Below are 18,821 nucleotides of genomic sequence, written 5' to 3'. Positions count from 1 at the left end.
GGGTGGTTCAGGCCTGCAATAAGGGCCAAAACCTCATCCTGAGGAGCCGCGGAGCGGCGTCTCGAAGGATGAAGGCCGGGCTGCCGCAGCGGGCCTTCATGGTTCGCCCGGCGATGCGACGCATCGTGCGGAGACGGCGCTTCGCGTCTCCTCACCACGAGGAGTTAGAGCGAGGGCGTGGTAGGAGAGACGTACGACGATGCTGAGCCCGGACGAACTCGAACGCTACGCCCGCCACATCGTGCTGCGCGATGTCGGTGGTCCCGGCCAGGCTGCGCTGAAAAAGGCCTCCGTGCTGGTGATCGGCGCGGGCGGGCTCGGTGCGCCCGCCTTGATGTATCTAGCCGCAGCCGGCGTCGGCACGCTCGGCGTGGTCGATGACGACGTGGTCTCGCTGTCGAACCTCCAGCGTCAGGTGATCCACACCACGCCCGATATCGGCCGCCACAAGGTCGAGAGTGCGGCGGAGCGGATCGCCGCGCTCAATCCGCATGTCCGCTTCGTCGGTCACGCCACATGGCTCAATGCCGACAATGCGCTCTCGCTGGTCGGCGACTACGATCTCGTGCTCGACGGCTCCGACAATTTCTCGACGCGCTATCTCGTTTCCGACGCCTGTTTCTTCGCGAAGCGGCCGCTGATCACGGCGGCGCTCGGCACTTTCGACGGTTCGCTCACCACCATCCGCGCGCACGAGACAAACGAGCAGGGCGAGTTCAATCCGACCTATCGCTGCCTGTTCCCTGAGGCGCCCCCGCCCGGCACCGTGCCGGCCTGCGCCGAGGCTGGCGTCATGGGCGCGCTTGCGGGCGTGCTCGGCTCGATGATGGCGCTGGAGGCGATCCGCGAGATCGTCGGCTTCGGCGACGGCCTTGTCGGCCGCCTCCTGATGATCGATGCGCGCGCGATGCGCTTCGAGACGCTGCGTTACACGCGCGATCCGGCCAATCCGCTCAATGGCGACGGGCCGGTGTTCGACGATCTAAGCATCCATCGCGAGTAGCGCGTGTGCAAACAGTAGAACTCGACGCAACTGATTGGAAAACAGCTCAAGACTTTCGATCCCTCAAGGCAGCAATGGGGGCACCGGAAGGCATGGGGATAGCGTGGCCGCCTTCTTGGATTCAATTTTCGGCAGCGGAATGAATGCCCTTAAGCCTCCTTACGTCATCAAGGTCGTGAATACGGGTCAACTCGCACCAGAGCTTATGGACCTCATCCGAGATCTTTCGTCAGCGATGGAGGAGACGCGACTGCGTCGGCTTGCCCGCACAGGGGAGGACGTGGCGGTTGGTCTTGAAATCGCGAATTAGCCGGGCCCTCACAGCATGCTCGGGAGCACGCGATCCGGCGGCTTGTGGGCGTCGAGGAAGGTACGGATGTTGATGATGACCTTCTCGCCCATCTCGACGCGGCCTTCGATCGTGGCCGAGCCCATATGCGGCAGCAGCGTTACCTTGCCGGCCTTGGCGAGCCGCACCAGCTTCGGGTTCACCGCCGGCTCGTGCTCGTAGACGTCGAGGCCGGCGCCGCCGATCTCGCCGCCTTCGATCAGCTTGATCAGCGTGTCCTCATCGGTGACCTCACCGCGCGCGGTGTTGACGATATAGGCGTCCTTGCGGATCAGCTTTAGCCGCCGCGCCGAGAGCAGGTGATAGGTCGCGGGCGTATGCGGACAGTTCACCGAGATGATGTCCATCCGCGCCAGCATCTGGTCGAGGCTTTCCCAATAGGTCGCGCCAAGTTCCTCGGCGATCTTCGGGGCGACGGGACGGCGGTTGTGATAGTGGATCTGAAGGCCGAAGGCGCGGGCGCGGCGCGCCACCGCCTGGCCGATGCGACCCATGCCGATGATGCCGAGACGCTTGCCGCCGATGCGGTGGCCGAGCATCCAGGTCGGCGACCAGCCCGCCCACGGCTTTCCTTCGGTCAGGATCGAGGCGCCTTCGATCATCCGGCGCGGCACGGCCAGGATCAGCGCCATGGTCATGTCGGCGGTGTCTTCGGTCAGGACCTTCGGTGTGTTGGTGACGGTGATGCCGCGGGCATGCGCGGCCTCGACGTCGATATTGTCGACGCCGTTGCCGAAATTAGCGATCAGGCGCAGCTTGCAGTCCGGCTGGTTGACGATGTCGGCGGTGATGTGGTCGGTGACGGTCGGAACCAGCACGTCGGCGGTGCGCGCGGCTTCCGCGAGCTGCTCGCCCGACATCGGCGTGTCCTCGAGATTGATCCGCGCGTCGAACAGCTCGCGCATCCGCGTCTCGATCGAGTCCGGCAGCTTGCGCGTCACCACGACGAGGGGCTTTTTCTTCACCGACATGTCCTGCCCTCATGAGGCGCTCGCTGCCGCCTCTGTCACCAAAGGCTGGCCGTTCAGGCCTCATTAACCCGGTTGTTCGACACTGCCCTTGCCGTGTCGTCCCCGGCGTTTCCTTGAAGCTCTCCCGACATTTCCGGCCGGAAAATCGGGGCAAACTGGTTGTTCAACTGCCCGTCCTCTCTAGCAGAAGGCCGGGCCAAGACAAGAACCACGGGTCAGCTTCGGGAACACCCGCGTGGGGCGGGTGGGGCGCAAAGGCGGGGTATGGAATTTGGGGAGAGGACCTGGCCCGACCGGGTCTTCGACAGGAGACGGGTTGATGGCGTTGGGGCGTTTTTGTTCGGTGATGGCCCTCGTTTGTACCTGGTTGGGCGCCTCGGTCGGCCCCTCGCATTCGGCCAAGGACAACACGCCCCAGACTGCCAGCGGGCTGCCCGTGCCGCGCTATGTCAGCCTCAAGTCCGACCACGTCAACGTCCGCGCCGGTCCGACCAAGGACAATGACGTCGCCTGGGTCTACACCCGCGCCGGCCTGCCGGTCGAGATCACGGCGGAGTTCGAGAACTGGCGCCGGGTGCGTGATTCCGAGGGCGCCGAGGGCTGGGTCTATCACTCGCTGCTGTCGGGCCGCCGCACCGCAGTCGTCACCATGAAGCACAAGGACGATCTGGCGCCGATTTACGATCGCGCCGATCCCGAAAGCGCGGTTGCAGCAAGGCTCCAGGCCGGCGTGATCACCCAGGTGAAAAAGTGTGCCGCAAACTGGTGCCGCGTCACCGGCAACGGTTTTGACGGCTGGATCCAGCAGGAACGCCTCTGGGGCGTCTATTCGGACGAGCAGGTGAATTGACGCGAAGCGTCATCCCAAGGCGATGCAAAGCATCGAGCCCGGGATCTCGAGATTCCGGGTCTGGTGCTGGCGCGCCATCCCGGAATGACGAGTCAGAACGACAATGGCCGGGAGCGGAATAAGCCCGACCATGTCGATCAAATCGGCAGCTTCGGACCGATCTCAGCGCTTCTTGCGCAGCCGCACGACCATGTCGATGCGGGAGATCTCGTAACCTTCCGGCACCTCCGGCATCTTGGACAGCGCCAGATGCGGATCCTCGATATCGACCAGCTCATGGCTGTTCTCGAGGTAATAATGGTGGTGGGTGGTGACGTTGGTGTCGAAATAGGTCTTGGTGCCGTCGACGCTGACCTGGCGGAGCAGGCCGGCGTCAGTGAGCTGGTTCAGCGTGTTGTAGACGGTCGCCAGCGACACCGGGACCTTGGCGAGGGTCGCTTCCTCGTAGAGCATTTCAGCCGTAAGGTGGCGCGCGCCCTTGCCGAACAGCAGCCAACCGAGCGCCATGCGCTGGCGCGTCGGGCGGAGGCCGGCCGACTGAAGCATTTCGTTGACGTCGTGCCACGGGCAGCCGGTCAGCGCCGGCTGGCGGCCGGACAGCAGGGTCGCCGTGTGGGCATCGTCATCGTGATGATGCGGTGTATTCTCGCTCATTTCCAGATTTCGGCACGCATTGACACTATCTATCTGCAATATATGGACAGATAGATGCAGATGCAAGTTTCTCGCAACTAGAGAGGTTCTAATCACCCTTGGAACTGGGCGCGGACCCCCGTCATTTTACCTTCATGACAGCGCTTTGCCACCGAAATGGCGTGTGTTAGAGAGCGCGCGGTTCCGCTAGCCGATTTTGGTGCGGCCAGGCAGGGAAAGCCAGGCCGGCAGTCCATCCGGGCGGCCTTTGCGGGAGCGGCGCCCGGCGGTGGCACTTGGCGTTGCTCTCCGATCGAGACGGGGCCCATTTTCGCCAAAAAACGCCGCTCAATCGGGATTAGAACAGAGGCTCGTGCATGCTGAACAAGCGCAACGGTTACGAATATGAAGATCTGCTGGCATGTGCCCGCGGCGAGATGTTCGGTCCAGGCAATGCCCAGCTGCCGTTGCCGCCGATGCTGATGTTCGACCGCATCACGGAAATTACCGACACCGGCGGCGAGTTCGGCAAGGGCCTGGTCCGCGCCGAGCTCGACGTGAAGCCCGATCTCTGGTTCTTCGGCTGCCACTTCAAGAATGATCCGGTGATGCCCGGCTGCCTCGGCCTCGATGCGCTGTGGCAAATGGTCGGCTTCTATCTGGGCTGGATCGGCGGCGAAGGTCGTGGCCGCGCCCTCGGCCTCAGCGAATTGAAGTTCGGTGGCCAGGTGCTGCCCGAGGCCCGCAAGGTTGTGTACAACGTCGATATCAAACGCGTGATGCGTTCAAAGCTGGTGCTCGGTATCGCCGACGGGTGGCTTTCGGTCGATGACCAGATTATTTATCGCGCCAAGGATCTGAAGGTCGGCCTGTTCAAGCAGGGCACGAGCCTGGGCTGAGCGCATTAGCAAGAAGACAACGATTAAGGCGAGGCTGTCATGAGGCGGGTTGTGGTCACCGGGATGGGCATCGTCTCGTCGATCGGAAACAACACCCAGGAAGTGCTTGCGAGCCTTCACGAGGCGAAGTCGGGCATTTCGCGGGCTGAGAAATATGCCGAACTCGGCTTCCGTTCGCAGGTCGCGGGTGCGCCGACGATCGATCCCGCGACGGTGGTCGACCGCCGCGCGATGCGCTTTCTCGGACAGGGCGCGGCGTGGAATCACATCGCCATGGAGCAGGCGATCCAGGACTCCGGCCTGTCGCCCGACGAGGTCTCCAACATCCGCACCGGCATCATCATGGGCTCCGGCGGCCCCTCGGCGCGCACCATCGTCGAATCCGCCGACATCACCCGCACCAAGGGCCCGAAGCGCGTCGGTCCGTTTGCGGTGCCGAAGGCGATGTCGTCCACGGCCTCCGCGACGCTCGCGACCTGGTTCAAGATCAAGGGTGTGAACTACTCGATCTCCTCGGCCTGTGCGACCTCGAACCACTGCGTCGGCAACGCCTATGAGACGATCCAGATCGGCAAGCAGGACGTCATCTTCGCCGGAGGCTGCGAGGAGCTCGACTGGTCGCTGTCCGTGCTGTTCGACGCCATGGGCGCGATGTCCTCGAAATACAACGACACGCCCGCCACCGCCTCGCGTCCCTACGACCTCAATCGCGACGGTTTCGTCATTGCCGGCGGCGCCGGCGTGCTGGTGCTGGAAGAGCTCGAGCATGCCAAGGCGCGCGGCGCGCGCATTTACGGCGAGATCGTCGGCTACGGCGCGACCTCGGACGGCTACGACATGGTTGCGCCGTCGGGTGAAGGCGCCGAGCGCTGCATGCGCATGGCGATGTCGACGGTGAAGACCAAGGTCGACTACATCAACCCGCACGCGACCTCGACGCCCGCCGGCGATCCTCCGGAAATCGAGGCGATCCGCAAAGTGTTCGGCGTCGGCGAGAAGTGTCCGCCGATCTCGGCGACCAAGGCGCTGACCGGCCACTCGCTCGGCGCCACCGGCGTGCAGGAGGCGATCTATTCGCTGCTGATGATGAACAACGGCTTCATCTGCGAGAGCGCGCACATCCAGGAGCTCGATCCGGTGTTTGCCGACATGCCGATCGTGCGCAAGCGGATCGACAACGCCAAGATCGGCACCGTGCTGTCGAACTCCTTCGGCTTCGGCGGCACCAACGCCACGCTGGTGTTCAGTCGGCTGGATGCGTGAGGCCTTGCATACGCTGGTAGTTTTCGTCATGGCCGGGCTCGTCCCGGCCATCCACGTCTTTGCTACTAGCTGCGAGAGTACGTGGATGCCCGGGACAAGCCCGGGCATGACGGAGAGCGGAGCGTAATTACGAGATGGAAGGTTTGATGAAAGGCAAGCGCGGTCTGATCATGGGCATCGCCAATGATCATTCGATCGCTTGGGGCATGGCGAAGACGCTGCATGCCCACGGTGCCGAGCTTGCCTTCACCTTCCAGGGCGAGGCTCTCGGCAAGCGCGTCAAGCCGCTGGCGGAATCCCTTGGCGTCGATCTGGTGCTGCCGTGCGACGTCGAGGACATCTCCAGCGTCGATGCCACCTTCGCTGCACTCCGCGAAAAATGGGGCAAGCTCGATTTCGTCATTCACGCGATCGGCTTCGCCGACAAGAACGAGCTGAAGGGCCGCTACGCCGACACCAGCCGCGAGAATTTTTCGCGCACCATGGTGATCTCCTGCTTCTCCTTCACGGAGGTTGCAAAACGCGCGGCCGAGCTCATGACCGACGGCGGCAGCATGATCACACTGACCTTCGGCGCCTCCGAGCGCGCGATGCCGAATTACAACGTTATGGGCGTCGCCAAGGCGGCGCTGGAAGCCTCCGTGCGCTACCTCGCCGCCGATTTCGGACCGCGCGGCATCCGCGTCAACGCGATCTCCGCCGGCCCCATCCGCACGCTCGCCGGCTCCGGCATCGGCGAGGCGCGCGCCATGTTCGCCTTCATGCAAAAGCATTCGCCGCTCCGCCGCGGTGTCACGCTCGAGGAGCTCGGCGGCTCGGCGCTGTATCTGCTGTCGGAGCTGTCAGGCGGGGTCACCGGCGAAATCCACTATGTCGATTCCGGCTACAACATCGTGCTGATGCCGCGCCCCGACGATTTGAAGACGGAATAGCCGCGATTTTCCGTAGGGTGGGCCAAGCGCAGCTTGCCCACCATCTGGTACTTGGGCACGTCGCTTGCGTTCCTTTGCCACCCTCGACCGCGCTGGGGCTCGTTGCGGCCGACGGCAAGGGTTTTGATCTCGGCCTCCGCTATGGCCTGTCGGCGACGTCCTCCGGACTGGTCCAGCAATCCGGGCTCGCCGTCCTCAAGATCAAACTCTAAGCGGGCTGTTCAGCCCGCCGCGATCTTCTCCGCGCGCTGAAACGCGGGCCGCGCCATGCAGCGCGCGATATAAGCGTCGAACGCGGGGCGCGACGGCACCATCTTGAACAAGCGAACCGCAAAGTTCAGGCCCGAGCCGACCGTGACGTCGGCGGCCGAAAATTCCTCGCCGAGAATCCACGGGCCCTTCTCGAGCGCAGCTTCCAGCACGTCAAAGACTTGCGTCGCGCTGCCCCAGGCCGCGGTCGAGGTCGGCACCTCGATCTTGGTGAAGATCTGGATGATGGCCGGCTCGATGCAGCCGGGCGAGAAGAACAGCCACTGCAGGTAGCGCGCGCGGCGTGGATCGGTCACGGCCGGCGCCAGCTTCGTCTCGGTATAGCGGTCGGCGATGTAGGCGCAGATTGCGGCGGCTTCGCCGAGCGCAGCATCGCCGTCGCTGAGTGCCGGCACCTTGCCCATGGGATTGATCTTGAGGAACTCGGGCGCCTTCTGCGCGCCGGTCGAGATGTCGGTCAGCACGCGCTCATAAGGCAGGCCGCTCTCTTCCATCAACCAGAGCGTCGTAAACGAGCGCGAGCGGGGCGACCAGTAGAGTTTGATCATGGAGAGATTCCCTTTCCACCGGTAGTACTTCATCACAAACCCGTTCGACGGTTCGATCTCTTCCTTCTCGAACACAAAGCCTTCGCGCTCATACCAGCGCCAGGCCTTTTCGTTCTCGCGCACGCAACGAAGATGCATTTCGTCCGGCATTTGCGTGCGCGTGAAGGCGAGCAATTGCCGCCCGATTGATTGTCCCTGATAGGCGGGCGCGACGAACAGCATGTCGAGACAGAGCTTTGGCAGATGCAGCGCCAGCATCGCTGCGATGGTGCCGTTGTCGTCGGCGACGTACAGGCTCCAGCCGTTCTCCATCTCGCGCCGGATCCGCGCGCGCAGGTTCGCGAGCAGGAAGTCGCTGGCCTCGGCGAGCCCGGTCGAGACCCAGCTCTCCATCCAGACCCGGCCGATCTCGTCATATTCCCCGGTGCGCGCGGGGCGGATGACCAGATGCGGCATCTCAAGCCCGCGGGCTGCGCGCGGCCTGGCGCGGTCTTGCCTTGCCGGCCGACAGGCACACCACCTCGGAGATTTGCAGGAGCTGGCGCGCCAGCGGGCTGGTCTTGCGCCAGACCATCCCAATGGTGCGCGAGGGTTGCGGGTCGCGGAAGCGCGCTAGCGAGACCGAAGCCGATCGCGTCTCCACCGGCACCGCCATCTCAGGGATCAAGGTGACGCCGATGCCGGCGCTGACCATCTGGACCAGCGTCGATAGCGAGTTCGCATCCAGCATCTCGCGCGGCGGCGCCGATTGCATGTTGCAGAACGACAGCGCCTGGTCGCGGAAGCAGTGTCCCTCCTCGAGCAGCAGCAGGCGCATCTCGCGCATCATCTCGCGCGAGGGCACAGGTGTGCCCTCATCGGAGCCCGGGCGCACCAGCAGGAATTTCTCGTCGAACAAGGCGACCTCGGTCAGCGAGGGCTCCGATACCGGTAGCGCCACGATGGCAGTGTCGAGCCGGCCCTCGACCAGCTCCTGGATCAGCCGCGGCGTCATCGTCTCGCGCACGCGGATGTCCAGCTCCGGATGCAGGCGCGTGAGATTTTTCGTGATCTTGGGCAATAGATAGGGCGCGATCGTCGGGATCATGCCGATGCGCAGGCGGCCGGCAAAACGGTCCCGCGACGCCCGGGCGAAATCGCCGAGCTCGTCGACCGAGCGCAAAATCTCGCGGACGCGCTGGGCGAGTTCCTCGCCGAACCGGGTCAGTGCCACCTGCCGGGCGCTGCGCTCCAGCAGCAGGCCGCCGAGCGCCTCCTCCAGCTCCTTGATCTGCATCGACAAGGCCGGCTGCGAGATCGAGCAGGCCTCCGCCGCGCGGCCGAAATGGCCGTGACGGGCCAGCGCATCGAAATATCGGAGCTGGCGCAGCGTCAGATTGATCATCAGAAAATCCTATCGCAGCGATCACTAAAGTCAACTTCACCTGATAGGAGGTGGCGCTTAGAGTGGTTCTACCTGGTCAAGGGCGCGAGTTCGACGCCGCCAGAGGAGGTATTCATGGACGACACTTCGAAGTGCCCGTTTTCGGGCGGAAAACCCACGCGCACAAACCGCGACTGGTGGCCGACGCAGCTCAACATCGAGGTGCTGCACAAGAATTCCGATCTGTCCGATCCGATGGGCAAGGAATTCGACTACGCCAAGGAGTTCAAGTCGCTCGACCTGGACGCGGTCATCAAGGACCTCACCGCCCTGATGACGGATTCGCAGGAATGGTGGCCCGCCGACTTCGGTCATTACGGCGGTCTGATGATCCGCATGGCCTGGCACAGCGCGGGCACCTACCGCATCACCGACGGCCGCGGTGGCGCCGGCGCCGGTCAGCAGCGCTTCGCACCGCTCAACTCCTGGCCCGACAATGCCAATCTCGACAAGGCGCGCCGCCTGCTCTGGCCGATCAAGCAGAAATACGGCCGCAAGATTTCCTGGGCGGATCTGATGGTGCTCGCCGGCAACGTCGCGCTGGAATCGATGGGCTTCAAGACCTTCGGTTTCGCCGGTGGCCGTGCCGATGTCTGGGAGCCGGAAGAGCTCTATTGGGGCCCCGAAGGCACCTGGCTCGGCGATGAGCGCTACAGCGGCGAACGCCAGCTCGCCGAGCCGCTCGGCGCCGTGCAGATGGGCCTCATCTACGTCAATCCGGAAGGCCCGAACGGCAAGCCGGATCCGCTCGCCGCGGCCAAGGACATCCGCGAGACCTTCTTCCGCATGGCGATGAACGACGAAGAAACCGTCGCGCTGATCGCCGGCGGCCACACCTTCGGCAAGACCCATGGTGCCGGCGATCCGTCGCTGGTCGGCCCGGAGCCGGAAGCGGGCGCGCTGGAAGACCAGGGCCTCGGCTGGAAGAGCAAGCATGCCTCGGGCCTCGCGGGCGATGCCATCACCAGCGGCCTCGAGGTGACCTGGACGCAGACCCCGACCAAGTGGAGCAACAACTTCTTCGAGAACCTGTTCAAGTACGAATGGGAGCTGACGAAGAGCCCGGGCGGTGCGAATCAGTGGGTGGCGAAGGGTGCCGATGCGATCATTCCTGACGCCTTCGACAAGTCGAAGAAGCATCGGCCGACGATGCTGACGACGGACCTCTCGCTGCGCTTCGATCCCGCTTACGAGAAGATCTCGCGCCGCTTCCTGGAGCACCCGGATCAGTTCGCGGACGCTTTCGCCCGCGCCTGGTTCAAGCTCACCCATCGCGACATGGGCCCGATCCAGCGCTATCTCGGTCCGTTGGTGCCGAAGGAGACGCTGATCTGGCAGGATCCGATTCCGAAGGTCGATCACGAGCTGGTCTCTGATCAGGACATCGCGGCGCTGAAGGGCAAGATCCTGGCTTCGGGCCTCTCGGTCTCCGAGCTGGTTTCGACCGCCTGGGCGTCGGCCTCGACGTTCCGCGGCTCGGACAAGCGCGGCGGCGCCAATGGTGCGCGCATCCGTCTTGCTCCGCAGAAGGACTGGGAGGTGAACCAGCCGGCCCAGCTCGCCAAGGTGCTCGGCAAGCTCGAAGCGATCCAGAAAGAGTTCAACGCCTCGTCAGGCGCGAAGAAGGTCTCGCTCGCGGACCTGATCGTGCTCGGCGGCACCGCGGCGGTCGAGAAGGCCGCCAAGGATGCCGGCGTCGACGTCAAGGTCGGGTTCACGCCGGGCCGCATGGATGCTTCGCAGGAGCAAACCGATGCGGCCTCGTTCGCACCGCTGGAGCCGCGGGCCGATGGCTTCCGCAACTATGTCGGCAAGCGGCAGCAGTTCATGCAGCAGGAAGAAGCCCTGGTCGATCGCGCGCAGCTTCTGAAGCTCACCGGCCCCGAGTTGACGGTGCTGGTCGGCGGCCTGCGCGTGCTCGGCGCCAATGCGAACGGGTCGAAGCACGGCGTGTTCACCTCGAAGGTGGGCACGCTCAGCAACGACTTCTTCGTCAATCTGCTCGACATGAGCACGCAGTGGACGCCGGTCGCAGACGGCACCTACGAGGCGCGTGACCGCAAGACCAACGCGGTGAAGTGGACCGGCACCCGCGTCGATCTCATCTTCGGTGCGCACTCGCAGCTCCGCGCCTTCGCCGAGGTCTACGCGACCTCGGATTCCAAGGAGAAGTTCGTCAAGGACTTCGCCAAGGCCTGGACCAAGGTGATGAACCTCGACCGCTACGACATCTCGGCGTGAGGCTTTGCACCTCTCCCGCTTGCTTGCGGGAGAGGGCGCGCAGCTCTCCTGGGACGAGCACACAACAAAAAGGGCGGCCTCTCTCTTGGCCGCCCTTTCTTTTTTGATGTCGTAGAGCGATTTACTCGCCGGCGGCTTCGCGCGGGGCCTTCTCGCCCTCGGCGGCCTTGTCCTTGGCTTCGAGGTCCTCGCCAGTGGTCTGGTCGACCACTTTCATCGACAGGCGGGTCTTGCCGCGGTCGTCGAAGCCGAGCAGCTTGACCTTGACCTTGTCGCCTTCCTTGACGACGTCAGAGGTCTTCTGCACGCGGTTGGCCGCGAGCTGGCTGATGTGGACGAGGCCGTCCTTGGAGCCGAAGAAGTTCACGAAGGCGCCGAACTCCATCACCTTGACGACAGTACCGTCATAGATTTGGCCGACTTCCGGTTCGGACGCGATCGACTTGATCCACTTGATCGCGGCCTTCATCGCCTCGCCATCGGAGGAGGCGACCTTCACGGTGCCGTCGTCCTCGATGTTGACCTTGGCGCCGGTCTTCTCGACGATCTCGCGGATCACCTTGCCGCCGGTGCCGATCACTTCGCGGATCTTGTCTGTCGGGATCTTGAAGGTCTCGATTCGCGGCGCGTATTCGCCGAGCTCGGCGCGCGCTGCGGTGAGCGCCTTGGCCATCTCGCCGAGGATGTGGATGCGGCCTTCCTTGGCTTGGCCAAGGGCGACGCGCATGATCTCCTCGGTGATGCCCTCGATCTTGATGTCCATCTGGAGCGAGGTGATGCCCTGCTCGGTGCCGGCGACCTTGAAGTCCATGTCGCCGAGATGGTCCTCGTCACCGAGGATGTCCGAGAGAACCGCAAAGCGCTTGTCCTCGAGGATCAGGCCCATCGCGATGCCCGCGGTCGGCCGCTTCAAGGGCACGCCGGCGTCCATCAACGCGAGCGAGGCGCCGCAGACCGAAGCCATCGATGAGGAGCCGTTGGACTCGGTGATCTCCGACACCACGCGGACCGTGTAGGGGAATTCGTGGTGCGGCGGCAGCACCGGGTGGATCGCGCGCCAGGCCAGCTTGCCATGGCCGATCTCGCGGCGCTTGGTGCCGCCGAGGCGGCCGGTCTCGCCGACCGAGTAGGGCGGGAAGTTGTAGTGCAGCAGGAACGTTTCCTTGTACGTCCCCGACAGCGCGTCGATGTACTGCTCGTCCTCGCCGGTGCCGAGCGTGGTCACGACCATCGCCTGGGTCTCACCGCGGGTGAACAGCGCCGAGCCGTGGGCGCGCGGCAGCACGCCGACTTCGGCGATGATGTTGCGCACGGTCTTGACGTCGCGGCCGTCGATGCGCTTGCCGGTGTCGAGGATGTTCCAGCGGACGATCTTGGCTTCCAGCTCCTTGAACACGCCGGCAACGCGGAGCTTGTCGTATTTCGGCTCCTGGCCCTCCGGGAAGTAGTGGGCCATCACCTTTTCCTTGGCGACGCCGACCGCGGCATAGCGCTCCTGCTTGATCGGGATCGCGTAGGCGGCGCGCAGCTCCTGCTCGATCAGGCCGAGCATTTCCTTCTCGAGCGCCGAATTGTCGATCGCGGTGACTTCGCGCGGCTCCTTGGCAGCCTTCTCGGCGAGCTCGATGATCGCGTTGATGACAGGCTGGAAGTGGCGGTGACCGAACATCACGGCGCCGAGCATGATGTCTTCGTTCAGCTCCTTGGCTTCCGATTCCACCATCAGCACGGCGTCGGCGGTGCCGGCGACGACGAGGTCGAGCTGGGTGTCGACCATCTCGTCGAGCGTCGGGTTGAGGACGAATTCGTCATTGGCAAAGCCGACGCGGGCGGCGCCGATCGGGCCCTTGAAGGGCGCGCCGGACAGCGTCAGCGCAGCCGAGGCCGCGACCATCGCGACGACGTCGGGATCGTTCTCCATGTCGTGCGAGAGCACGGTGACGATCACCTGCGTCTCGTTGCGCCAGCCGTCGACGAACAGTGGACGGATCGGACGGTCGATCAGGCGGGAGACCAGCGTCTCCTTCTCGGTCGGACGGCCCTCACGCTTGAAATAGCCGCCGGGAATGCGACCCGCGGCGTAGGCCTTCTCCTGATAGTCGACGGTCAGCGGCAGGAAGTCGACGCCTTCGCGCGGCGCCTTCGCGGCGACGACGGTGGCGAGCACCACGGTCTCGCCATAGGTGGCGATGACGGCGCCGTCGGCCTGGCGCGCGATCTTGCCGGTTTCCAGCTTGAGAGGGCGTCCGCCCCAGTCGATCTCGACTGAATGCTTATTGAACATAGAGGTCTTCTTTCATGGGTTCTCGAAAGAAGGGACGGCGCTCGAAAAACAAAAACCATGCGCAAGATTGCGGGACGCTGATCGAAGCGGGCGATCAGCGTCCTGCGATCCTGCCATGGTTTTTGGATGTCGGATGGCGTCCATCCTTTCGGGTCATACGGGCGCCTTGCCCGTTGTGTCCAGCCGCCGGATTGCTGCTGGACTGTCAGTCGGCACGAACGCGAACACCGAACCGCGGTGCTCGCCGATCATGCCTCGGATGCTTGCCGTCACTCGAGCGTGATCCGGAAAAGTCCGAAGCGGTTTTCCGAAAGATCATGCTCAAACAACGATCCAAAGAACGATTCTCATCGCGCTTTGGGCCCGCATCCGACGCGCACGCAGCCTCGATCAAAAACCTTTAAATAAGTGCTTTCGTTCGAAACCACGCAAAAACGCGCGCCAGTGGCGCGCGCAGGAACACTTAACGACGAATGTTGTGCTTCTCGATCAGCGCCTTGTACCGCGCCTCGTCCTTCTTCTTGAGATAGTCGAGGAGCGAACGGCGGGTCGAGACCAGCTTCAAGAGGCCGCGACGCGAATGGTTGTCCTTCACGTGGGTCTTGAAATGGTTGGTCAGGTTGTTGATGCGTTCCGACAGGATCGCGACCTGAACCTCGGGCGAGCCGGTGTCGCCGGCCTTGGTGGCATTCGTCTTGATGACTTCCGCTTTGCGTTCTGCGGCAATCGACATCGTCAATTTCTCTCGTTGCGACCGGGGCTGGCAGTCAGGCCGGTCAGGTTGAACACACGCTTGGGGATGATTTCGCCATTGCCGACTTCGGCAAGCGCCAAAAGACGGCCTGCCACCGTGACATAGACTGTGCCGCTACAAGTGGGCGCATCCCGTCCGCGCAACAAAACGGCTTGGCCCCGATGGAGCCTTGCCGCATCAGCCCGAGTGACGGCCAGTGCCGGGATGTCGTCCAGCGCGGTCTCAACGGGCATGAGCGCATCGGCGAGGCTGCCCTCGCCGGACGCGGCTCTATCGCACAAAGCCTCCAACTGATCCAGCGGAATCATGTCGTTTTCGTCAAATGGACCGACCAGGGTCCGCCGCAGCGCGCAGATATGGCCGAAACTGCCGAGAATCCGGCCCATATCGCGGGCCAACGCCCGGACATAGGTACCCTTGCCGCACTCGGCCTCGAACACGGCCCGGTTGTTATCCGGTTGATCGACAAGGGTTAAATGGTGAATCTCGACGGGGCGGGGCGCCAGTTCCACGACCTCGCCGTCGCGGGCGAGGTCATAGGCCCGCTCGCCCTGGATCTTGATCGCGGAATAGCGCGGCGGGATCTGCTCGATCACGCCGGTGAAGCGGGGCAGCAGCGCCAGGATGGCTTCCCGGGTCGGGCGCTGGTCGGAGGTCGCGGCGACGCGGCCCTCGATGTCGTCGGTGTCGCGCTCCTCGCCCCAGCACACGGTGAACTGGTAGCGCTTGCGACCGTCCATGACGAAGGGGACGGTCTTGGTGGCTTCCCCAAGGGCAATGGGCAGGCCGCCCGAGGCGAGCGGGTCGAGCGTGCCGGCGTGGCCGGCGCGCTTGGCATTGAACAGGCGCTTGAGCACCGCGACGGCCTGCGTCGAGGTCATGCCGATCGGCTTGTCGAGCACGACCCAGCCATGGACGTCGCGGCGGTCGCGGCGGACTTGGTTGCCCTTCTGCTGCCTGGCGCGCGGATCGTTGTTGACGCGCCGCGGCTCCTGATGCGGCTGGGAATCGCCGCCGAGATCCGCAAAGTTATTTTTCGTCACGTCGCGCTGATCGGCATCGTTGACGCCGATCGTGCCGTGTACGGGGTCCATCGTCATTGCTCTTCTTCCCGATCCGAATCCGGATCCTGTTCCAGGTCCTTCTGCACCGCAGGTGTTCGCAAAAGCTTCTCGATCCGTTCCGCTTCGTCGAATCGTTCGTCGACGCGGAAGCGAATGTCAGGTGCAAATTTCAGGTTAATGCGCCGCGCGACTTCGCCGCGCAGGAACTTCTTGTTGCGCTCGAGCGCAGCGATCACGATCTCGGTGTCGCGGCCACCGAGCGGCATCACGTAGATTGTCGCGAGCTTGAGGTCGGGCGACATCCGTACCTCCGGCACGGTGATGATGTGACCTTCGAGGTCCGCATCATGCACATTGCCTTGCGCCAGAATCTCGGCCATCGCATGGCGAACCTGCTCGCCGACGCGCAACTGGCGTTGCGAGCCGCCGGGCGCGGAACTTTTCTTCTGGTGGTGGCGGGGCATCGTCGAAAATCACCTCGTCGTGCCCGTGTTTGGGACACGAGCATTGTCATTTGTCCTGTTGAAACGAATGAGGCGTGGATGGCCGGAAAAATCCGGCCATCGCACTCCCGCAATTTCAGCTCAAAAAGATCCGGGCGCTTCGGTAAGATTTGGACTTACAGGGAGCGCTGGATCGTCTCCACGCGATAACACTCGATCACGTCACCGGCACGCATGTCGTGATAGTTCTCGAAGGCCATGCCGCATTCCTGACCGGACTGGACTTCCTTCACTTCGTCCTTGAAGCGCTTCAGCGTCGACAGCTTGCCTTCGTGCACGACGACGTTGTCGCGGATCAGGCGCACATTGGCGCCGCGTTCCACGGTGCCGTCGGTGACGCGGCAGCCGGCGACCTTGCCGACCTTGGAGATGTTGAAGATCTCCAGGATCTCGGCATTGCCCAGCATGGTTTCGCGCAAGGTCGGCGCGAGCAGACCGCTCATCGCCTTCTTCACGTCGTCCACGAGGTCGTAGATGATGTTGTAGTAGCGGATCTCGATGCCGTTGCGCTTGGCGGCCGCGGCAGCTTCCTTGTTCGCACGAACCGAGAAGCCGATGATCGCGGCGTTGAAGCCTTCCGCGAGCGTCACGTCGGATTCCGAGATGCCGCCGACGCCAGCATGCAGGATGCGGGCAGCGACTTCGTCGGTGCCGAGCTTCTCCAGCGAGCCGAGGATCGCTTCCAGCGAGCCCTGCACGTCGGCCTTGACGATCAGCGGGAACTCCTTGCGGCCCGCCGTCTTCAACTGCGACATCATCTGCTCGAGCGAGCCGCGCATGCCGGAGATCGAGGCCGCCGCGTTCTCGCGCTTCTGGTGCGCGCGGTAGCTGGTGACCTGGCGGGCGCGGGCTTCGTTCTCGACCACGGCGAGACGATCGCCGGCTTCCGGCGGACCGTTGAAGCCGAGCACTTCGACCGGCACCGAGGGGCCGGCTTCCTGCACCGTCTCGCCCTGATCCGAGATCAGCGCGCGGACGCGGCCCATCTCGGCGCCGGCGACGATGATGTCGCCGACACGGAGCGTGCCGCGCTGGACCAGCACGGTCGCGACCGGACCACGGCCCCGATCGAGCTTGGCTTCGATCACGGTGCCTTCGGCCGGACGCTCCGAATTGGTCTTGAGGTCGAGGATTTCGGCCTGGAGCGCGATCATCTCGAGCAGCTTGTCGAGATTGGTCTTGTTCTTGGCGGACACCTCGACGTCGACGACGTCGCCGCCGAAGGATTCCACCTGCACCTCGTGCTGGAGCAGCTCGGTGCGCACGCGCTCGGGCTTGGCTTCGGGCTTGTCGATCTTGTTGATGGCAACGATGATCGGCACTCTCGCCGCCTTGGCGTGATTGATGGCCTCGATCGTCTGCGGCATCACGCCGTCATCGGCCGCAACCACCAGCACGACGATGTCGGTGACCTTGGCGCCGCGGGCGCGCATCGCAGTGAACGCGGCGTGGCCGGGCGTGTCGATGAAGGTGATCTTCTTGCCGGTTTCGGGCGAGGATACCTGATAGGCGCCGATATGCTGGGTGATGCCGCCGGCTTCGCCCGAGACGACGTTGGCATGACGCAGCGCGTCGAGCAGCGAGGTCTTGCCGTGGTCGACGTGGCCCATCACTGTCACGACCGGCGAACGCGTCTCGGTGTCGGTGGAATCGTCGACCTGGTCGAACAGACCCTCTTCGACGTCGGAGGCGGCGACGCGCTTGACGGTGTGGCCGAGCTCTTCGGCGATCAGCTGCGCGGTGTCGGCGTCGATCACGTCGGTGATCTTGTGCATCGCGCCCTGCTTCATCAGCATGCGGATGACGTCGACCGCGCGCTCGGACATGCGGTTGGCGAGCTCCTGGATCGTGATCGCTTCCGGAATCGTCACTTCGCGGACGAGCTTTTCCTTCGGCTCGTTCGAGGCGTGACCCTTCAGGCGCTGGGTGCGGCGGCGGAACGAGGCGATCGAGCGCTCGCGCACCTCGTCGGCATTGAGCGCGGTGACGACGGTCAGGCGACCGCGTTCTTTCTGCGGGCCGGGCTTGTGGGTGGCCTTGGGAGCTGCCGCGGGACGCGCAGCGCCGCCGGGACCGCGACGAATCTGGCGCGGACCATCATCCTCGTCCGGTCCCGCGGCAACGGCGGGGGCGCGACCCACAGGGCCTCCCCGTGACGGAGTGGCGCTTGCCGGACGAGCGGTCGTCGTTGCTCCCGGTCGCGTCGTCGTGGGCGCGGGGCGCGGACCGCTGGTCGCCGGGGCTGAGGCTGCAGCGGTCGGACGCGCGCCGGCGGCGGGCTGGTCGCCTTCGCCAAAACGCTTCTTGGCCTCGGTCTCGGCCTTGCGCTTGGCCTCGTCCTCGTGACGGTGGCGCTCTTCCTCGGCCTTGCGGCGGGATTCGGCGGCCTCGCGCTCGGCGCGTTCGGCGGCTTCGCGGACGGCGCGGCGCTGGGCCTCTTCCTCGGCCTGGCGGCGTTCCTCGATTTCGCGCAGCTTGGCATCGGCCAGCGCGCTGGCGCGGGCCGAACGTTCGTCCTCGGTCAGCGTGCGCAGCACCACGCCGGAGCCGGCATTGCGCGGGGGGGAGGGGCGCGACGGAGCGGGCGCGGGTGCAGCCTGCGCGGGCTTCGGCGCCTCGGGAGTCTGCGGCTCTGGGGTGCCGTCGATGCGGCGCTTGCCGCGCTTCTCGACCACGACCTGCTTGCTGCGGCCATGGCTGAAGCTCTGGCGCACAGTGCCCGTTTCGACGCGCGGCTTGAGCGATAGCGTCTTGCTCGGAACGCTCAGCTTCTTGTCGCCAGGGGTCTTGGTATCAACCATTCAGCAGTCCTAATCCTGATCTTGTTAGTGTTG

16 protein-coding genes and 1 pseudogene are annotated in these 18,821 nt (G+C 64.4%); 7 read left to right on the top strand and 10 right to left on the bottom strand.

The annotated features are described in order from the left end of the window. Window positions 1–199: 199 nt before the first annotated feature. A complete protein-coding gene (locus tag AC5V87_RS00290) occupies window positions 200–1,003 on the top strand; it encodes a HesA/MoeB/ThiF family protein (RefSeq protein ID WP_456841638.1) in 804 nt (267 codons plus the stop codon). Window positions 1,004–1,321: 318 nt separating this feature from the next. Here AC5V87_RS00290 and AC5V87_RS00285 read toward each other — a convergent pair whose 3' ends face one another. Next, on the bottom strand, window positions 1,322–2,323 hold the full coding sequence (locus AC5V87_RS00285) for a 2-hydroxyacid dehydrogenase (protein ID WP_456841637.1): 1,002 nt from the start codon (window positions 2,321–2,323) through the stop codon (window positions 1,322–1,324). A gap of 319 nt (window positions 2,324–2,642) precedes the next feature. Between AC5V87_RS00285 and AC5V87_RS00280 the strand changes: the two genes are divergently transcribed. Next, a complete protein-coding gene (locus AC5V87_RS00280; RefSeq protein ID WP_456841636.1) occupies window positions 2,643–3,173 on the top strand; it encodes an SH3 domain-containing protein in 531 nt (176 codons plus the stop codon). A 162-nt stretch (window positions 3,174–3,335) separates the two neighbouring features. On the opposite strand, the gene irrA is transcribed toward AC5V87_RS00280, so the two are convergent. Beyond that, a complete protein-coding gene (gene irrA / locus AC5V87_RS00275) occupies window positions 3,336–3,827 on the bottom strand; it encodes an iron response transcriptional regulator IrrA (RefSeq protein WP_456841635.1) in 492 nt (163 codons plus the stop codon). 356 nt (window positions 3,828–4,183) lie between these two features. Between irrA and fabA the strand changes: the two genes are divergently transcribed. The 4 genes from fabA to AC5V87_RS00255 all read left to right on the top strand — a co-directional run bounded on the left by fabA (window position 4,184) and on the right by AC5V87_RS00255 (window position 7,112). Further along, entirely contained in the window at window positions 4,184–4,705 is a 522-nt protein-coding gene (gene fabA / locus AC5V87_RS00270; RefSeq protein WP_456841634.1) for a bifunctional 3-hydroxydecanoyl-ACP dehydratase/trans-2-decenoyl-ACP isomerase, read from the top strand. Window positions 4,706–4,744: 39 nt separating this feature from the next. Beyond that, window positions 4,745–5,968 carry a beta-ketoacyl-ACP synthase I gene (gene fabB / locus AC5V87_RS00265; RefSeq protein WP_456841633.1) on the top strand — a complete coding sequence of 408 codons (1,224 nt, stop codon included), beginning with the start codon at window positions 4,745–4,747 and terminating at the stop codon, window positions 5,966–5,968. A gap of 134 nt (window positions 5,969–6,102) precedes the next feature. Further along, window positions 6,103–6,900 carry an enoyl-ACP reductase FabI gene (gene fabI, locus AC5V87_RS00260; RefSeq protein WP_495369657.1) on the top strand — a complete coding sequence of 266 codons (798 nt, stop codon included), beginning with the start codon at window positions 6,103–6,105 and terminating at the stop codon, window positions 6,898–6,900. A 74-nt stretch (window positions 6,901–6,974) separates the two neighbouring features. After that, window positions 6,975–7,112: a hypothetical protein gene (locus AC5V87_RS00255; protein WP_456841631.1), complete on the top strand. Its 138-nt coding sequence runs from the start codon at window positions 6,975–6,977 to the stop codon at window positions 7,110–7,112. Window positions 7,113–7,121: 9 nt separating this feature from the next. Here the strand turns inward: AC5V87_RS00255 and AC5V87_RS00250 are convergent, their stop codons facing one another. From AC5V87_RS00250 to AC5V87_RS00240, 3 genes and pseudogenes are all read right to left on the bottom strand, one after another. After that, entirely contained in the window at window positions 7,122–7,718 is a 597-nt protein-coding gene (locus AC5V87_RS00250) for a glutathione S-transferase family protein (protein ID WP_495372014.1), read from the bottom strand. A 12-nt stretch (window positions 7,719–7,730) separates the two neighbouring features. Further along, window positions 7,731–8,174, bottom strand: a pseudogene (locus AC5V87_RS00245) (GNAT family N-acetyltransferase); the annotation flags it as partial. A 1-nt stretch (window position 8,175) separates the two neighbouring features. Further along, the gene (locus AC5V87_RS00240; RefSeq protein WP_456841628.1) at window positions 8,176–9,102 is read right to left on the bottom strand and encodes a hydrogen peroxide-inducible genes activator; all 927 of its coding nucleotides are present in this window, start codon (window positions 9,100–9,102) and stop codon (window positions 8,176–8,178) included. 114 nt (window positions 9,103–9,216) lie between these two features. On the opposite strand from AC5V87_RS00240, the gene katG reads away from it, so the two are divergent. After that, window positions 9,217–11,382 (top strand): catalase/peroxidase HPI, encoded by a 2,166-nt coding sequence (gene katG / locus AC5V87_RS00235; protein WP_456841627.1) that lies wholly within the window; start codon window positions 9,217–9,219, stop codon window positions 11,380–11,382. A gap of 121 nt (window positions 11,383–11,503) precedes the next feature. Here katG and pnp read toward each other — a convergent pair whose 3' ends face one another. From pnp to infB, 5 genes are all read right to left on the bottom strand, one after another. Next, on the bottom strand, window positions 11,504–13,666 hold the full coding sequence (gene pnp / locus AC5V87_RS00230) for a polyribonucleotide nucleotidyltransferase (protein WP_495369656.1): 2,163 nt from the start codon (window positions 13,664–13,666) through the stop codon (window positions 11,504–11,506). 463 nt (window positions 13,667–14,129) lie between these two features. After that, entirely contained in the window at window positions 14,130–14,399 is a 270-nt protein-coding gene (gene rpsO, locus AC5V87_RS00225; protein ID WP_283038809.1) for a 30S ribosomal protein S15, read from the bottom strand. A gap of 2 nt (window positions 14,400–14,401) precedes the next feature. After that, window positions 14,402–15,520: a tRNA pseudouridine(55) synthase TruB gene (gene truB, locus AC5V87_RS00220; protein WP_495369655.1), complete on the bottom strand. Its 1,119-nt coding sequence runs from the start codon at window positions 15,518–15,520 to the stop codon at window positions 14,402–14,404. Continuing rightward, window positions 15,517–15,948, bottom strand: coding sequence for a 30S ribosome-binding factor RbfA (gene rbfA / locus AC5V87_RS00215; protein WP_495369654.1), 432 nt, complete (start codon window positions 15,946–15,948; stop codon window positions 15,517–15,519). The genes truB and rbfA overlap by 4 nt, the downstream gene beginning before the upstream one ends. Window positions 15,949–16,103: 155 nt before the next feature. Further along, the gene (gene infB / locus AC5V87_RS00210; protein ID WP_495369653.1) at window positions 16,104–18,788 is read right to left on the bottom strand and encodes a translation initiation factor IF-2; all 2,685 of its coding nucleotides are present in this window, start codon (window positions 18,786–18,788) and stop codon (window positions 16,104–16,106) included. Window positions 18,789–18,821: the final 33 nt, after the last annotated feature.

It is taken from the genome of Bradyrhizobium sp. SOJA106, from assembly GCF_059448745.1.
The sequence above is the reverse complement of the archived record's forward strand: the minus strand, read 5'-3'. Positions and strand labels throughout refer to the sequence as shown.

Coding starts and splice junctions, on each gene's coding strand:
- AC5V87_RS00290 (WP_456841638.1), top strand. CDS start 200: ATGCTGAGCCCGGACGAACTCGAACGCTACGCCCGCCACATCGTGCTG.
- AC5V87_RS00285 (WP_456841637.1), bottom strand. CDS start 2,323: ATGTCGGTGAAGAAAAAGCCCCTCGTCGTGGTGACGCGCAAGCTGCCG.
- AC5V87_RS00280 (WP_456841636.1), top strand. CDS start 2,643: ATGGCGTTGGGGCGTTTTTGTTCGGTGATGGCCCTCGTTTGTACCTGG.
- irrA (WP_456841635.1), bottom strand. CDS start 3,827: ATGAGCGAGAATACACCGCATCATCACGATGACGATGCCCACACGGCG.
- fabA (WP_456841634.1), top strand. CDS start 4,184: ATGCTGAACAAGCGCAACGGTTACGAATATGAAGATCTGCTGGCATGT.
- fabB (WP_456841633.1), top strand. CDS start 4,745: ATGAGGCGGGTTGTGGTCACCGGGATGGGCATCGTCTCGTCGATCGGA.
- fabI (WP_495369657.1), top strand. CDS start 6,103: ATGGAAGGTTTGATGAAAGGCAAGCGCGGTCTGATCATGGGCATCGCC.
- AC5V87_RS00250 (WP_495372014.1), bottom strand. CDS start 7,718: ATGATCAAACTCTACTGGTCGCCCCGCTCGCGCTCGTTTACGACGCTC.
- AC5V87_RS00240 (WP_456841628.1), bottom strand. CDS start 9,102: ATGATCAATCTGACGCTGCGCCAGCTCCGATATTTCGATGCGCTGGCC.
- katG (WP_456841627.1), top strand. CDS start 9,217: ATGGACGACACTTCGAAGTGCCCGTTTTCGGGCGGAAAACCCACGCGC.
- pnp (WP_495369656.1), bottom strand. CDS start 13,666: ATGTTCAATAAGCATTCAGTCGAGATCGACTGGGGCGGACGCCCTCTC.
- rpsO (WP_283038809.1), bottom strand. CDS start 14,399: ATGTCGATTGCCGCAGAACGCAAAGCGGAAGTCATCAAGACGAATGCC.
- truB (WP_495369655.1), bottom strand. CDS start 15,520: ATGACGATGGACCCCGTACACGGCACGATCGGCGTCAACGATGCCGAT.
- rbfA (WP_495369654.1), bottom strand. CDS start 15,948: ATGCCCCGCCACCACCAGAAGAAAAGTTCCGCGCCCGGCGGCTCGCAA.
- infB (WP_495369653.1), bottom strand. CDS start 18,788: ATGGTTGATACCAAGACCCCTGGCGACAAGAAGCTGAGCGTTCCGAGC.